Consider the following 15084-nt stretch of genomic DNA (forward strand, 5'->3'; position numbering starts at 1 on the left):
GGCCTACTCCCATCAATAGCCCTGCGGTTTCGGCCACGGCATGGTGAACTGGTCGCCGCGCCGTACGAATTTGTAGCGGTAGAAATGGAACCACAGCGAGATCAGGAAATAGAACGCGACCATGGCGATGAGCTGCGAGCCGAAGCCGAGGAAGATGGCGAAGAAGGTCACCACGCACAGGCAGAACAAGACGATCGCCGGCAGCGGGTGAAAGGGATGCGTGTAGCCGCGGCGGATCGAACCCAGAGGCCACTTCTTCCGGAACATCATGATGTTGATGCTCATGAACGTATATTGCAGCACGCCGGACAGGATCGAGAAGGTGATCGCCTGGTTGAGGTCGGCGATAAAGGCGAAGGCGAGCGCGATCGGCAGCAGGAACAGGATCGAGCGGTAGGGTGTGCGGTATCTCGGGTGCACCGCCGAGAACCAGCTCGGCAGGTAGCGATCGCGGCCGAGCGAGAACCAGGCGCGCGCCGCGTCGTTGATGCAGCCATTGGCGGACGCCAGTGCGGCAAGCAGCGTGGCGATGAACAGCAGGTTTTCCAGCAGCGGGTTGCCGGTCAGCTTGCCGGCGTCCCACAGCGGATAATAAGTGATGCCGAGATATTCCCAGGGCATCAGCGAGGCGCAGACATACCAGGTCATGGCGGCGGCGATCAGAAGCGTGATCATGCCGGCCATCGTGCCATAAGGCAGCGAGCGCGCGGGCGAGCGCACTTCCTCGGCCGCCTGCGTGGTGCCCTCGATGCCGAGATAGTACCAGATGCCGAACTGGAAAGCGGCGATGACGCCGATCCAGCCATAGGGCAGCGCGTTCTCTGGGGTGACCAACTCGTTGAGCTTGAGCACCGCGCCTTGCGTCCACGGGCTGACCGAGAAGAACAGGATGACGATAGAGATGTAGGCAATCGCGGTGATGACGAAGTTGACGTTGAGCGTCATCAGCACGCCGCGATAGTTGAGCCATGCCAGGACGACGATGGTGGCGGCGATGAAGGAGTTGTGGGTGAGGCCCTCGACGCCCGCCTTGGCGACGATCGTGTCGCCGAGCAGGATGGCGTCCGACACTTCGAGCATGGTGTAGGCAAAGACCAGGAACAGCGCGACGTTGAAGGCCATCAGCGGCCCGACGATGTGCTTGGCCTGCGCATATTGGCCGCCCGCGGCGGCGACCGTCGACGTCACTTCGGAATCGATCATGGCGACCGAGGTATAGAGCAGCCCGACGACCCAGCAGACAATCAGCGCGGCAAGCGCGCCGCCCTTGTCGGCGGAGAAATTCCAGCCGGTGAACTCGCCGACCAGGACGATGCCCACACCCAACGCCCAGACATGGGCCGGGCCAAGCACCCGAAGCAGCGAGACCCTGTCGCCATTTGTTGCCGAACCCGCAGTTTCAACCACGACCGTCATCGATCAATCCCCACTCAGATCCGGTGTTTTTCGGAAGCGGCTTCAAGTTCGCCTTCGCGCGAGGACGTCAGCACATCCTCGGAGTAGGTCGTATCGACCTTGAACCAATCGTAGAGCATCCACAGCGCAAGCACGATCGAGATGCCCCAGCATGCGTAAGAGAGTACTATCCACATGGTCTGTCCCCGGATTATTTCTCGTCGAACTTCTCGTTGATGACGTCGCGATATTCACGGTCCGATGCCCGGAACAGGAACACGAAATAACCGATCAACACGGCTGCCATGACAACCAGCGTCGGCCAGTCGATGATGTAGTGGAAACGGTTCTGGATGATGTCGTGCGCGGTCTCGGGCGTATAGCCGAGCCTTTCCCAGATCGACGCCATGGTCGGGTTCTGGCCGAGCGCCTCCCAGGTCTTGGCGTCGAGCGCATCGATGGACTTGGCTGCTCCCGCCAATCCCAGTTTCAGCGGCAGCCACAGCGCCACGAAGATGGCGACCACGACGACGGCGATATCGAAGACCTGCCCGGCCTTGCTCTGTTGCGGCGGCGTGTAGCGGGACATGCTTCTCTCCCCCCCTCAGGATTTGCGGTTGCGGTCGTAATTCTTGATGTCGAGCCCGTAGATGAACTCCTTGTCTTCCTTGTAGTGGTTGACCATGGCCAGGATCGCCGCCGTGTTGAAGATCAGCACCGCGGCGGCGGCAATCGCGACGACGGCCTTGATGCCGTCATGCGGGATATGCGGCCATGTCATGAAGAGGACGAAGAGGATCGTCGCCCACAGGCAGATGATCAGGAGCGCGGATCCGCGCAAGTCGGAACGGTACAGCGCCTCGATGCGCTGCTGCAGGTCTGACATCGGTTTTCCCCTTTTTCGACGTCCGGTTCCGAATCCACCGCCCGCCGTTCTCTTTCAAGAGAGTGAAATTTTTTTCATAAATTCAGACCGAATTCGGAAATTGTCAAGACGAATTTACGCAGAGTTAACCGCCTTGTTCGGATGACGAATTTGCCTGACAATGAAATTATTTGCTTTCAGGGGATTGCAGGCCTCCCGCGTTTGCGATCAATATTCGCTCAAAGCTCCAGCCCACGCGCACAGGAGCAGGGAACATAATCAAAATATCAAACGGAGGATCGGATGACGGCATCCTGGAGATTTTCAACCCTGGCGGATCGCCATCGCGCGCTGGGTTCGAAACTCGAAGACTGGAGCGGCATGGGCACCGCCTGGACCTACGACAAGGATGCCGACGAGGAATACATCGCTATCCGCACCAAGGCCGGGCTGATGGATGTCTCGGGCCTGAAGAAGGTCCACATCACAGGCCCGCACGCCTCGCACCTCATCGATCTCGCCACCACGCGCGACGTCGAAAAAATCTATCCCGGCAAATCGGCCTATGCCTGCATGCTCAACGAGGCGGGAAAATTCACCGACGACTGCATCCTCTACCGCACCGGGCCGAATAGCTGGATGGTGGTGCATGGCTCGGGAACCGGACATGAGGAGTTGCAGCGGGCGGCGATGGGCAGGGACGTGTCGCTGCGCTTCGACGACAATCTGCACGACCTCTCGCTGCAGGGGCCGGCGGCGGTCGACTATCTTGCCAGGCACGTGCCGGGCATTCGCGACCTCAACTATTTCCATCACATGCAGACGCAGCTCTTCGGTTTTCCGGTGATGATCTCGCGCACCGGCTATACCGGCGAGCGCGGCTATGAAATCTTCTGCCGCGGCCAGGATGCCGGCACGATCTGGGACAGGATCCTCGACGAGGGCAAGAGCGCCGGCATCATCCCGTGCCGCTTCACTACGCTCGACATGCTGCGCGTCGAGAGCTATCTCCTGTTCTATCCCTACGACAATTCGCAGAAATATCCGTTCGAGAATGAAGGCCCCGGCGACACGCTGTGGGAACTCGGCCTCGACTTCACCGTCAGCCCGGGAAAGACCGGCTTTCGCGGCGCCGAGGAGCACTACCGTCTCAAGGGCAAGGAGCGCTTCAAGATCTATGGCGTGTTGCTCGACGGCAAGGAGCCGGCCGACGAGGGCGCCCCGGTCTATCGCGATGGGAAGAAAGTCGGCGTCGTCACCTGCGCCATGTATTCGCCGCTGGTCGAGAAATCGATGGGCATCGCCCGCCTCGACGTCGACTGCGCCGTCAAGGACACAAGGCTCGAGATCCGCAACAGGAGCGGATCGATCAAGGCGACGGCGCAGCCATTGCCGTTCGACGACCCAAAGAAGACCAAGCGCACGGCGAAAGGCTGAGGCATAGTCGAAGGCGAGGGTTCGAGGCACGAAGCAGAGAATGGCAGCCAAGTCGATCATCAGCCGGCCCGTCTACGGAACCTTGTCTCCGCAGCCCGGCAAGCACCATCTTTTCATCGCCGATGCCGAGGGTGCGCTCGCGATAGCGGACATGGCCAAAACGGCTCCGGACGGGTTCTTCGACGGTGCCGAGATCGTCTTCATTCCCGGGCCGGACGACAGGCAAGTCGCCGCTCTCGAAGCGCTGAAACCGGCGCGCTTCCACCAGGCGCCGTCCTTCGCCAGTCTGCTGCCGCGGCTGAAACAGACGCTTGATAACGCGCATATGGGCCTGCGCCTCTATCTCGCCGGTACCGAAGGGCTGATCGGCCAGGCCATGCAGGTGGCGCTCGATGCCGGCATCGACCACACCGCGATCCAGACCGAACATCGCGGCTCGCTGGCGCGCCGCGTGCAGTGCGTGCATTGCAAGGGCATCACCGAGAATGTAACGACGCAACCCGCCACCTGCTCGCATTGCGGCCTGCTACTTCTGGTACGCGACCACTATTCGCGGCGGCTGGCGGCGTTCCAGGGCGTCTGCATCAATGCCGAGGATCGCAGCGAAATTCCTCCGTTCGAGGAGGTCTTCCGATGAGCACCGGCACCACCAAGCTCGACGTCGTCGTCAGCGATGTTGTGCCCGTCAACGAGCTGGTCACCCGCTTTCATTTCCGCCGCCGCGACGGCGAGCTGTTGCCGACCTTTTCAGGCGGCGCCCATGTCGTGGTCGAGATGCGCGACGGCGACCGCACAAGGCTCAATCCCTATTCGCTGATGGGCTCGCCGCTCGACACGCGCGAATACACGATCTCGATACGTCGCGACGATGTCGGCCGGGGCGGCTCGCTGTTTATGCACCGGAGCGTCAAGCCCGGCCTGGAGATGGTGATCTCCTATCCAGTCAATCTGTTCTCACTCGATCTCCGGGCGAAGAAACATTTGATGCTGGCGGGCGGCATCGGCATCACGCCCTTCATGGCCCAGACCGCGCAGTTGGCAGGCGAGGGCGGCAATTTCGAACTGCACTACACCTGCCGCACGGCTTCGCTCGGCACCTATGCCGATGTGCTGCAACAGCGCTACGGCCGCCGGGTCCGGCTCTATCACGACGACCGCGGGGAACGCATAGACCTCGACCGGCTGCTGTCGTCGCAGCCGCTCGGCACGCATCTCTATGTCTGCGGTCCGGCAGGCATGATCGGCTGGGTGCGCGAGCGCGCCGCCGCGCTTGGCTGGCCACCGGAGACCGTGCATTTCGAGCATTTCGCGGCGCCGCAACCGGGATTGCCCTTCGATGTGACGCTGGCCGTCAGCGGCAAGAGCATCCGGGTCGGCGAGCAGCAGAGCCTGCTCGAGGCGATCGAGGCGGCCGGCGTCGATCCGCCCTATCTCTGCCGCGGCGGCGTTTGCGGCCAATGCGAAACCAACGTCATCGCGTCCGACGGCAAGTTCATCCACAACGACCATTGGCTGAGCGAGGAAGATCATCGCTCCGGCTGCAAGATCATGCCGTGCGTGTCGCGCTTCGAAGGCAAATCGCTGGTCTTGGAAAGATAGGAGGCGAGCTTGGGCATCACCTTTCGCAAGGAAACGTTTCGCGACGACTTCACCTTCAGGAACAGCCCTGAGCACATCAGGCGGTTCCCGTTTCCGTTCCATGAAGACAGCTACATGTATGCGGTCAACATCGAGCCGCATGTCGTCGGTCCGAAGGGCAGCGTGCTGGAAAACCTGATAGATGTCGATGAGCACTATGTCGCCGAGATGCAGGACCGCGCTCTGGTCCTGGCCGAGGATCCGTTGCGCTGCCAGTCGCTGCCGCACATGACGCTCGCCGGCTGGGATCTGCTCGAACTTCTGATGGAGCAGCAGGCGCTGGGCTATCCCGAGCATTTCACGCTGACCCGAGACGGCGATCGCTGGCGCTGGATCAACCGGCCGCTCGGCATCGATGACACCTTCACCTTCGGCGACACAACGACGCTGCCTTACGGGCCGATGGAGTACATCACCCGCCAGAGCCAGGGCGATTTCTGCATCCTCGATCAGCGCGACGGCAATCTTTGGATGGATGCCGGAATGGTCACCACCCAGGCCGACTGGTCGCTCGATTTTGACATCGGCATGAACTTCTTCGAGTGGCACGCGCCGGTACCGCTGGCACATGAAAAGGGGATTTTCGTCAGGGCGCTGAAGTTCCTCATCAACATCCAGCAGGGCAAGCCGGCGCGTCGCCTGAACTGGACCATGACCGTCAATCCGCGCCTCGACACCAGCCCCGAGAATTATCACAAATGGGGCCCGGACCGGGCGACGGTGACGCCCGACAATGTCGGCGACAAGGTGCATCTGCGCGTCGAGTTGCAGAGCTTCTGGCGCCTGCCGCGCTCCAACGCCATCGTCTTCCCGATCCGCTGCTACCTGATCAAGATGGACGAGCTGGTGACGCAACCGAAATGGGCGCGCCGCCTGCACCGCGTCGTCCGCGACCTGCCCGAGGAGCTTGCCACCTACAAGGGGCTGACGCGCTACCGCCCGACACTGGTCGAGTGGCTGTCGAAATTGGATGATGGCAGTGCGACGAGCCCGGGATTCGGGCCGGATTGATTGCTGTATTGACGCTGCCCTCCAAGCAGCCAATCTCCCCCCAAGAGGGGGAGATGCTCGGCAGGGCAGAGGGGGGCGCCGTGGAGCGCAGGCCTTGCCCAATGTCCAACCTCTAACGCTCCGCGAAACTCACCCGCCGCCCAGCCCGGCCACAATCACGACATGCTGGCAGACACTGTCGATGTCGCGGATAACATCGTCGTTCCAGAAGCGCAGGACGGTCCAGCCCAGGGCTTCGAACTTGGCGGTTCTTGCAGCGTCCAATTCCAACGCTTCGGCTTGGCCATGCTGGGAACCATCAAGCTCGACGATCAGCTTTTTGTCCGGGCATGCAAAATCGACGATATGGCCGGCGATAGGCATCTGGCGCCGAAACCCCAGTCCCATCAACCTATGTGCCCTGATCTCATTCCAGAGCTTGAGTTCGGCGTCGGTCATCACCTTGCGCATCCTGCGCGCATTGCGGCGGTTGTTGGAGGATACGAGATTATGCGTCATCGCGGTCCGCCCCCCTCTGTCCTGCCGGACATCTCCCCCTCAAGGGGGGAGATCGGATGTCACTTCGGCTTTCGCCAATCGCCAATGCTGTAAAAAAGGAAATAGAGCCCCGTTAACCCGCGCTCTGCGGATAGCAAATAATCGACAGATAGCGCATGGGCAGTTTCGTCAGCTGCTCCGGTCCGTGCGGGGCGTCGGCGTCGAAGAACAGGCTGTCGCCGGGCTTCATCGGGTAGAGATTGCTGCCGTGTCGGTAAACGACCTCGCCCTCCAGCATATAGAGGAACTCCATGCCCTCGTGCTGGAAGGTCGGGAACACGTCCGAATCCTCGGTCAGCGTGATCAGATAGGGCTCGACGACGACGCCGCTGGTGTTTGAGCCGATATGGCCAAGCAGATTGTACTGGTGGCCGGCGCGCGTGCCGCGGCGCTCGACGTCCAACCCTTCGCCCGCCTTGACGAAAACGGCGCTGCGCTCCTCTTCGAAGCGGCGGAAGAAGGCGGTGACGGGAACACCCAGCGCCCGCGACAGCGCCTGCAAGGTGGTCAGCGACGGCGAGGTGATGCCGTTCTCGATCTTCGACAGCATGCCCAGCGAAATGTCGGTGGCGACCGCCAGATCGGCGACGGTGATGCCGAGCTTCTTGCGGAACGCGCGCACCTCGCGGCCGATCGCCACTTCCAGCACCTTTTCACGCGTGTCGCGGATGGCGTGCGGGTTCTGGGTCAGCGGCGCGCGGATGGTCTTCCCGTCCACCGAGACCTTTGGCAGCGGCTTTGCCTTTGCGCCGCCGGCTCCAGCACCGGCCTTTGGATTTGAAGCGTTTTTCGCCATGTCGCCCCCGGACTTCGCGGATTTATTTCACTCAAGGTGAACATATTCGGTGGCGATACATGAGCGCAGCCGCGTCGGCAAGCCGTCTTATGCCGCATGCGCCAATCCCGCGATTTCGGCCAATGCGGGTTCTTCGCCAGGAATCCGCCTTGCGCAAACGCCGTTCCCGCAGATGGCTGTTGACAGTGCCGGAGGGCCAATTACTGTCACTGCCAGTGAAATTTGTTTCGCTGGGGAAATCAAAAAAATGGAGGCCCGGACATGAACACTCGCGTTGCCGTCATCGGGGCCGGACCGTCCGGCCTGGCACAGCTCAGGGCCTTCAAGTCAGCGGCCGACAAAGGGGCAGACATTCCCGAGATCGTCTGCTTCGAAAAGCAGTCCGACTGGGGCGGCCTGTGGAATTATACATGGCGCACCGGCCTCGACGAGCATGGCGATCCGGTGCACGGCTCGATGTACCGCTACCTCTGGTCGAACGGACCGAAGGAATGCCTGGAATTCGCCGACTACACGTTCGAGGAACATTTCGGCCGGCCGATCGGCTCCTATCCCCCGCGCGCCGTGCTGTGGGACTACATCAAGGGCCGCGTCGAAAAGTCAGGCGTGCGCAAATGGGTGCGCTTCAACAGTCCTGTGCGCATGGTGACCTTCTCGGACGAGACGAAGAAATTCACCGTCACCGCGCATGACCGCACCAACGACGTCACCTATTCGGAAGAGTTCGACAATGTCGTCGTCGCGTCCGGGCATTTCTCGGTGCCAAACGTTCCCTATTTCGAGGGGTTCTCGACCTTCAACGGCCGCATCCTGCACAGCCACGATTTCCGCGACGCGATGGAATTCAAGGGCAAGGACATCCTGATCATCGGCCGCTCCTATTCGGCCGAGGACATCGGCTCGCAGTGCTACAAATACGGGGCGAAGTCGATCACCTCGAGCTACCGCTCCAAGCCGATGGGCTTCAAATGGCCTGAGAACTGGAAAGAGGTGCCGCTGCTCCACAAGGTCGTCGGCAAGACCGCGCATTTCAAGGATGGTTCAACCAAGGATATCGACGCAATCATCCTGTGCACCGGCTATCTCCATTCCTTCCCCTTCCTCACCGACGACCTGAAGCTCAAGACCGCCAACCGCATGTGGCCGCTGGATCTCTATGAAGGCGTCGTTTGGGAGAAGAACCCGAAGCTTTTCTACATTGGCATGCAGGACCAGTTCTACACTTTCAACATGTTCGACGCGCAGGCTTGGTTCGCGCGCGACGTCATCATGGGCCGCATCAAGCTGCCGTCCGCGCAGGCAATGGCCGAGCACGGCGCCAGATGGCGGGCGCGCGAGGAGACGCTGGAAGACGCCGAGCAGATGATCTGGTTCCAGGGCGACTACACCAAGGAACTGATGGACCAGACCGACTATCCCGGCTTCGACGTCGAGGCGGTCAACCAGACCTTCATGGAATGGGAGCATCACAAGGTGGAAGACATCATGAGCTTCCGCGACCATTCCTACCGCTCGTTGATGACCGGCACCATGGCGCCGCTGCATCATACGCCGTGGCTGCAGGCGCTGGACGATTCGATGGAGAGCTATCTGGAAGTGAAGGGCGTCGCGGCGGAGTAGCGGCTTTCAGGCCGGCAACACGACCCAGTCGTGGCGGCTTTCGCCATAGACGGCTTGCGTCGGCGCAGGGAAAGACGGATCGGCGAAACAGCCGACCGCGACAGCGACCGCCTCCGGTTTGCGCGACGGATACCAGAACACCGTCGAGCCGCAGTTTCCGCAGAAGTGGAAAGTGACGGGAAAGCCGCTGTCGGAATTGCGCCGGAATGTCTGGGATGAGCCCTCGATGTCGATCGCGTCGGCATCGAAAAAAGCCGCTATCCCGAACGGACTGCCGGTGCGCCGCTGGCAGTCCAGGCAGTGGCAAAGCGATATTTTGGCCGGCTGTTGCGGACAGCGGATCTGCAATTGGCCACAGGTGCAGCGGGCAATCCTGCTGGTCATGTCTTCCTCCCTTGATAAGTTCGCCGGTTGAGCTTTAACCCAGCCTCGCCCGTGCCTTGGCCGTCCAGGCATTGAACAGCCGGTCGGCGACGATGCCGATGAAGGCGATGGCGAGCCCTGCGACGATGCCGCGGCCCGAATCGGCCTTGGACAGCGCGATGAACACCTCCTGGCCGAGATCACGGGTGCCGACCATGGCGCAGATGATGATCATCGCCAACGCCATCAGGATCGTCTGGTTGACGCCCAGCATGATCTCGGGCAGCGCGAGTGGCAATTGCACGCGAAAGAAAGTCTGGCGCGGCGTGCAGCCCGAAACCTTGGCCGCCTCGATCAGTGCCGGCGGCACCTGCCTGATGCCGTGATTGGTGTAGCGGATCCCCGGCACCACGGCGAAGGCGATCGTTGCGATCATCGCGGTGACGTCGCCGACGCGGAAAAGCATCACCACCGGAATGATGAAGCAGAAGGAGGGCAGCACCTGCAGCGTGTCGATGACGGGCGTGGTCACCTTCTCGAAGCGGTCGCTGCGCGCGGCCATCAGGCCGATCGGAATGCCGATCAGGCAAGCGATGAAAGCCGAGATGCCGCAGAGATAGACGGTCGCCATCGTCTTTTCCCACAGCCCGGTGACGGCGCAGAAGGCGGTCAGCACTGCCACCAGAGCGGCCAGGCGCAACCCGGAAAGCTGAAAGCCGGCAAGGCCGAGCAGGAACACCGCGCCCAGCCACGGAAAGCCCTCGCAGAAGGCCCGCACCGGGTTCAGCACGTTAAGGATCAGCGCCACGCGGAACGCCTCGATGACATCGAAGAAGTTGATCGTCACCCAATTCACCGCCGCTTTCCACAATGGCGCGGTGGTGAAGGTGATCGCCTTCGGCACCGCCGCGAAGGCAGGCACGAAGAGGCCAAGCAGTGTGGTGACGATCAGGATGGCGACGGCCAGCGTCAGATTGCGCCGCCAGAAGGCGGGCTGGACTTGCCGGTGGACGTGACCTTTTGCATGGTTGGCGGCGATGGCCTGGCTCAGCCGGTCGAGCGCGATGGCTAGCGCCACGATGGCCAGCCCCGCTTCCATGGCTTCGCCGACCTTCAGCGCACGCAGCGCCAGCAACACGTCATAGCCTAGCCCGCCGGCGCCGATCATCGAGGCGATGATCACCATGTTCAGCGCCAGCATGATCACCTGGTTGACGCCGACCATCAGCGTCGGCCGCGCCGACGGCAAAAGCACGCGCCACAGTTTCTGCCGCGCCGTGCAGCCGGCCATCTCGCTGAAATCGTCGATCTCGGACGGCACCCGCGACAGGCCGAGCATCGTTGCCCGCACCATTGGCGGCGTGGCGAAGATGGCGGTGGCGATCATCGCCGAAACCGGGCTGTTGCCGAACAGAAGCAGCATCGGGATGAGGTACGCGAAGGTCGGGATGGTCTGCATCAGATCGAGGGCAGGGGAGACCACCAGCCGCTCCGCCCAGGGTTTCCGCCAAGCCCAGATGCCGACGAACAATCCCGTGGCGATGCAGAATGGCACGGCGATGGAAATCAGCGCCAGCGTCAGCATGGCGCTGGTCCATTGGCCGAACAGCGCGATGTAGAGAAAACAGCCGCCGACCAGCATGCCGAGCTTGCGACCGCCAGCGGCATGCCCGGCGAGGAAGGCCGCCGCGCAGATGCCGATCCAGGACAGGCGCGGCAGCACATAGGCGTCGGCGCCGTGGCCGATCTTGAAATTCTTAGCCAGAAGGTCGAGCGCGAAGTCGAGCGGCACGCCGAGCACGGCAGTGATCGACCGCGTCAGCCATGACAGGTTTATTTTTATCCAGCGCATCAGGGCGCTGATCCAGTCGGCGACCGGCACGATCGCCTCGGCCGGATAATTGACGGCCCAGGGGAGACTGTCCTGGAGCAGGAACACGACCAGCACCACGCCAAGCGCTGCGGCCCAGACCAGCAGCCGGGTCTGCGCCGGTCGCGGCCTCGTCCCACTGGCGCTTGCCGTTACTGTCATGCACCGGCTCCTGACCTCTCGATGCCGGCGAGCAGGTCGATCACCGCTTGCGGCGTCACCTCGCCGATCGGCTTGCCGCTGCCGTTGATCACCGCGAACGGTCTGCCGCCCGCCACGATGCTGGCCGAGAAGCTGGCAATCTTGGCCTCCGGCGCCACCGTGCCGCCATGCTCGGCGCCGTCGCAGGCGCGCATCAGGCTCTTCGCCGAGATCACCTTGGCGCGGTCGACGTCGCGGGTGAATTCGGCGACATAGTCTGTCGCGGGATTAACCACCAGTTCCTCCGGCGTGCCGATCTGGATGACTTCGCCATCCTTCATGATGGCGATGCGGTCGGCCAGCCTTGTCGCCTCGTCGAAATCATGGGTGATGAAGACGATGGTCTTGTGCAGCATGGTTTGCAATCGCATCAACTCGTCCTGCATCTCGCGGCGGATCAACGGGTCGAGCGCCGAGAACGGTTCGTCGAGGAACCAGATCTCCGGCTTGGTCGCCAGGCTGCGGGCGATGCCGACACGCTGCTGCTGGCCGCCTGAAAGTTCGCGCGGATAGAAATGCTCGCGGCCGCGCAGGCCGACAAGCTCGATGACTTCGCGGGCGCGTGCTTCGCGCGTCGCACGGTCCTGCCCCTGGATGCTGAGCGGAAAGGCGATGTTGTCCAGCACGTTGAGATGCGGCAGCAGCGCGAAATTCTGGAACACCATGCCCATGCGGTGGCGCCTGAGTTCGATGAGCGCTGCATCCGAGATCTTGAGCAGGTTCTTGCCCTCGAACTCGACCTTGCCGTGCGTCGGCTCGACCAGACGCGACATGCAGCGCACCAGGGTCGACTTGCCCGACCCCGAGAGCCCCATGATGGTGAAGACCTCGCCCTGGCGGATTTCAAGATCGACGCCGCGTACCGCCCCGACCAGTCCGGCAGCGGCGACATCGGCCATGCTGGCCTTGCCGTCGCGCTCGCGGATGAAACTCGCCGCGCTCGAACCGAACAGTTTCCAGACATTGCGGCAAGCCAGCTTTATCGGGCGGGCATCCTTTGGCGCGCCCGCAGCGTTCGGTCCGTGTTCGGTCTTGTCAGGCATTCAAGCGTCCTTCTGGAATATCGACGATTGAGGCCCGGCCGATCGACGGCCGGGTCTCATTCTCCAGTCGGAGCGATCACTGTGCCCAGGCTTTCCAGTCGGCTTCGTGGGCGGCGATCCAGGCGGCGGCGACGTCCTCCGGCGTCTTGCCGCCGAGGTCGATCTCGCCGCTCATCTTGTTGAGCTCGTCGGTGTCGACCGTGTAGGCCTTGGCCACCTTGTAGGCGACGGGCCATTTGTCCTTCATGCCGTTCCAGGCATATTTCCAGATCTCGCCATGCGGCTTGCCGCAATCATATTTGGCGTCGGGATTCGTGCCCCATTTCGGGTCGCTGTAGCATTCGGGCGTGTATTCGGGGAATTGAACCCATTCGCCCTTGTATTTGGCCGGCGCCCAATGCGGCGAATAGATCCACAGCATGATCGGCGCCTTGCGCTGGTAAGCGGAATCGAGCTCCGCGAACATCGCCGCGTCGGTGCCGGCGTGGATGACGGTGAATGGCAATTTGAGTGCCTCGACGCGCTCGTCGTCAAAACCCTCCCAGGTCACCGGACCGCCGAGATAACGACCCTTGGGCGCCGTCTCGGCCGTCGAAAAGGCCTCGGCGCATTTCGGATCCTTCAGCGCTTCCCAATTGGGCAGGCCCGGGCATTTCTCCTTCATATATTCGGGGAACCACCACTCTTCCTTGGCCTTGGGGCCGAGCTTGCCGAGGCGCTCGGTCTGGCCGGTGGCGTCGGAAGCCTTCATCGCCTCGCCGGCGGTCGTGTCCCAGAATTCCAGGCCGATATCGAGGTCGCCATTGGTGAGACCGGTGGTCAGGCTGGAGAGGTAATCGGCGGTCGGATATTCGACGGTGTAGCCGAGCTTTTCGAGAATACCGCCGAGAATCTTGGCGTTGAGATTGACGCTGGTCCAGTCGAACAGCGCGATCTTGATGGGATCGTTGGATTCAGGGGCTGCGGCGTGGACGGAAAGCGTTGGCAGGCTCAGTGCCGCGAGCGCGGCGGCGCCCATGGACAGTTTAGAAACTCCGCTCCGAAATGACATGCTTGTTCTCCTTCAAGCTGTGACGGTTATCGTTCGTTCCCTTCTTGCGTCTTTCTGCCCTTGCTGGGTTTTTTCTTGATTGTGTTGGAAAGACCTGCCGTTGCGCAAGGCCGTTTCCGCCATCGCGCGGCCAAAACCGGCGCAGGTGGATTGTGCTGAGTGTTTGATTTGCGGAAATGGTGCTGAAAGGTCGGCGTCATAGCTGCCGACGGATCGCTGCGACAACGATCACCTGCGGGTCGATTGCCAGCCTTATGACGCCCTGCAAAATGCGAGCCATCAGGGTCCCCTGACCTCGGCTATCGGCCCGGCAAGCCCCATCGCCAGAACCGTTTCATGAGATGAAATTATATATACCAACACTTATCGCGCGCAATGACTAAGGCTTGCTGGATGCATAATTCGGACCGCAGGCGAGGTCGCACCCAACCCACCTGCCGAGCCACCTTACCAGCAGACGTAGCCGCCATCGACGATCAGGTCGAGGCCGGTGACGAAGCTCGACGCGCGGCTGGCCAGGAACACGGTCGGCCCGACCATTTCCTCGGGCGTCGCCATGCGCCCCATCGGCGTGTCGCGCTTGAAGATCTTGATCTCCTCCGCCACCTCGGGCCTCTTGTTCATCGGCGTCAGCGTGTAGCCCGGGCTGACCACGTTGACGCGCAGGCCGCGGTCGGCCCACTCCATGGCGAGGCTCTTCGACATGTGGATGACGGCGGCCTTCGAGGAATTGTAATGCGCCTGCGTCAGCCCGCGATTGACGATGGTGCCCGACATCGAGGCGATGTTGACGATCGAGCCCTTGCGCCGCGCCAGCATCTTGCGCGCTTCGGCCTGGCAGGAAAGGAACACGCCGGCGACATTGACCTCGTGCACCTTCCGCCACGTCTCCAGGGCCATTGTCTCGGCCGGCTCCGATCCGGCGATGCCGGCATTGTTGACGGCAATCGTCAGGGCGCCGAGTTCGCTCTCGACGCGGTCGGTCGCCGCCGCGAGATCGCTCTCGGACGTCACCGTGCCCGTCAGCACCAGCGCCTTGCGCCCAAGCGCGGTGATACGCTGTGCGGTCTCCTCCAGCCCGCCCTTCGATGCATGGCCGAAACAGGCGACGTCGGCGCCGGCCTGCGCCAATCCGATCGCGATTGCCTGGCCGATGCCGCTGCCGGCACCGGTAACCAGCGCGACATCGCCGTCCAGCTTGAAAAGATCCATCGATAACCCTCCCTGCTTCAGGGAGGGTATGCGCTGTCCCGCGTT

General features: G+C 62.2%; 16 protein-coding genes. 5 read left to right on the forward strand and 11 right to left on the reverse strand.

The annotated features are described in order from the left end of the window. Nucleotides 1-12: 12 nt before the first annotated feature. From FJ949_RS17950 to FJ949_RS17965, 4 genes are read right to left on the reverse strand one after another with little or no spacing between them, the layout of a single operon-like run. On the reverse strand, nucleotides 13-1416 hold the full coding sequence (locus FJ949_RS17950; protein ID WP_140497869.1) for an amino acid permease: 1404 nt from the start codon (nucleotides 1414-1416) through the stop codon (nucleotides 13-15). Nucleotides 1417-1430: 14 nt separating this feature from the next. Then, on the reverse strand, nucleotides 1431-1592 hold the full coding sequence (locus FJ949_RS17955; protein ID WP_140497871.1) for a hypothetical protein: 162 nt from the start codon (nucleotides 1590-1592) through the stop codon (nucleotides 1431-1433). A 14-nt stretch (nucleotides 1593-1606) separates the two neighbouring features. Further along, nucleotides 1607-1984: a hypothetical protein gene (locus FJ949_RS17960; RefSeq protein ID WP_140497873.1), complete on the reverse strand. Its 378-nt coding sequence runs from the start codon at nucleotides 1982-1984 to the stop codon at nucleotides 1607-1609. A 15-nt stretch (nucleotides 1985-1999) separates the two neighbouring features. Next, nucleotides 2000-2281, reverse strand: a complete 282-nt coding sequence (locus FJ949_RS17965; RefSeq protein WP_140497875.1) for a hypothetical protein — start codon at nucleotides 2279-2281, stop codon at nucleotides 2000-2002. 282 nt (nucleotides 2282-2563) lie between these two features. Between FJ949_RS17965 and FJ949_RS17970 the strand changes: the two genes are divergently transcribed. Genes FJ949_RS17970 through FJ949_RS17985 form a run of 4 tightly spaced genes read left to right on the forward strand, consistent with a single transcriptional unit; the run spans nucleotide 2564 to nucleotide 6346 of the window. Continuing rightward, nucleotides 2564-3697: an aminomethyltransferase family protein gene (locus FJ949_RS17970; protein WP_140497877.1), complete on the forward strand. Its 1134-nt coding sequence runs from the start codon at nucleotides 2564-2566 to the stop codon at nucleotides 3695-3697. Between the two features lie 40 nt (nucleotides 3698-3737). Further along, nucleotides 3738-4334, forward strand: coding sequence for a dimethylamine monooxygenase subunit DmmA family protein (locus FJ949_RS17975; RefSeq protein WP_140497879.1), 597 nt, complete (start codon nucleotides 3738-3740; stop codon nucleotides 4332-4334). After that, on the forward strand, nucleotides 4331-5296 hold the full coding sequence (locus tag FJ949_RS17980; protein WP_140497881.1) for a PDR/VanB family oxidoreductase: 966 nt from the start codon (nucleotides 4331-4333) through the stop codon (nucleotides 5294-5296). The genes FJ949_RS17975 and FJ949_RS17980 overlap by 4 nt, the downstream gene beginning before the upstream one ends. A gap of 9 nt (nucleotides 5297-5305) precedes the next feature. Beyond that, the gene (locus tag FJ949_RS17985) at nucleotides 5306-6346 is read left to right on the forward strand and encodes a DUF3445 domain-containing protein (protein ID WP_140497883.1); all 1041 of its coding nucleotides are present in this window, start codon (nucleotides 5306-5308) and stop codon (nucleotides 6344-6346) included. A gap of 129 nt (nucleotides 6347-6475) precedes the next feature. Here FJ949_RS17985 and FJ949_RS17990 read toward each other — a convergent pair whose 3' ends face one another. Beyond that, complete coding sequence (locus FJ949_RS17990; protein WP_140497885.1) at nucleotides 6476-6844, reverse strand: endonuclease domain-containing protein; 369 nt, start codon at nucleotides 6842-6844, stop codon at nucleotides 6476-6478. A gap of 112 nt (nucleotides 6845-6956) precedes the next feature. After that, nucleotides 6957-7679 carry an XRE family transcriptional regulator gene (locus tag FJ949_RS17995; RefSeq protein WP_140497887.1) on the reverse strand — a complete coding sequence of 241 codons (723 nt, stop codon included), beginning with the start codon at nucleotides 7677-7679 and terminating at the stop codon, nucleotides 6957-6959. A gap of 261 nt (nucleotides 7680-7940) precedes the next feature. Between FJ949_RS17995 and FJ949_RS18000 the strand changes: the two genes are divergently transcribed. After that, nucleotides 7941-9299 carry an NAD(P)/FAD-dependent oxidoreductase gene (locus FJ949_RS18000; RefSeq protein WP_140497889.1) on the forward strand — a complete coding sequence of 453 codons (1359 nt, stop codon included), beginning with the start codon at nucleotides 7941-7943 and terminating at the stop codon, nucleotides 9297-9299. 6 nt (nucleotides 9300-9305) lie between these two features. On the opposite strand, the gene FJ949_RS18005 is transcribed toward FJ949_RS18000, so the two are convergent. The 5 genes from FJ949_RS18005 to FJ949_RS18025 all read right to left on the reverse strand — a co-directional run bounded on the left by FJ949_RS18005 (nucleotide 9306) and on the right by FJ949_RS18025 (nucleotide 15039). Beyond that, nucleotides 9306-9683: a GFA family protein gene (locus tag FJ949_RS18005; RefSeq protein ID WP_140497891.1), complete on the reverse strand. Its 378-nt coding sequence runs from the start codon at nucleotides 9681-9683 to the stop codon at nucleotides 9306-9308. A gap of 34 nt (nucleotides 9684-9717) precedes the next feature. Further along, nucleotides 9718-11694 (reverse strand): ABC transporter permease subunit, encoded by a 1977-nt coding sequence (locus tag FJ949_RS18010; RefSeq protein ID WP_140497893.1) that lies wholly within the window; start codon nucleotides 11692-11694, stop codon nucleotides 9718-9720. After that, nucleotides 11691-12776: a glycine betaine/L-proline ABC transporter ATP-binding protein gene (locus FJ949_RS18015; protein WP_140497895.1), complete on the reverse strand. Its 1086-nt coding sequence runs from the start codon at nucleotides 12774-12776 to the stop codon at nucleotides 11691-11693. Before FJ949_RS18015 ends, FJ949_RS18010 begins: the two co-directional genes overlap by 4 nt. Nucleotides 12777-12852: 76 nt before the next feature. Then, entirely contained in the window at nucleotides 12853-13827 is a 975-nt protein-coding gene (locus FJ949_RS18020; protein ID WP_140497897.1) for an ABC transporter substrate-binding protein, read from the reverse strand. A 447-nt stretch (nucleotides 13828-14274) separates the two neighbouring features. After that, the gene (locus FJ949_RS18025) at nucleotides 14275-15039 is read right to left on the reverse strand and encodes an SDR family oxidoreductase (RefSeq protein ID WP_140497899.1); all 765 of its coding nucleotides are present in this window, start codon (nucleotides 15037-15039) and stop codon (nucleotides 14275-14277) included. Nucleotides 15040-15084: the final 45 nt, after the last annotated feature.

The organism is Mesorhizobium sp. B2-4-1, from assembly GCF_006442185.1.
Taxonomy (GTDB): Bacteria; Pseudomonadota; Alphaproteobacteria; order Rhizobiales; family Rhizobiaceae; genus Mesorhizobium.